The organism is Dellaglioa sp. CoH-56-MRSF-13, from assembly GCF_056782095.1.
On record NZ_JBXAYC010000131.1, the window covers coordinates 1 to 310 of the forward strand.

A 310-nucleotide genomic window follows, 5' to 3' on the forward strand; every position below is an offset into this window, starting at 1 on the left:
GTTCAAGGGTTGTCCCTTTGATGTGAACTTGCGCCAGTGTTACGTGTCCCTCAATATCTCAGAATCCCCGAGTGAGCCAGACCACGAACGCACGTTCCTCGCTAACTGCGGTGCTATGGGCATCTACTACGATTCGACATTGCAGTCCTCGTCGCTCGTGCTGCCGCTTTATAGCGAAGAGATGGTGGAGCGTGCAGCAGAGTTGCGTGAGTCGGAGCTGAATAAGTTCTACGGTGATCTGTACTTTCCGCACATGGTCATCGTCCCGTACTTCCCGCCCTCGCGTCGCCACTTCAAGGCCTTTGTGAAC

At 54.5% G+C, this 310-nt stretch carries 1 protein-coding gene; it reads left to right on the forward strand.

Going from position 1 to position 310, the window contains the following annotated elements; translation table 11 throughout:
* Positions 1 to 115 precede the first annotated feature (115 nt).
* Positions 116 to 310: hypothetical protein (locus tag AC1RP1_RS08185; RefSeq protein WP_481762748.1), on the forward strand; the 195-nt coding region annotated here is incomplete at its 3' end.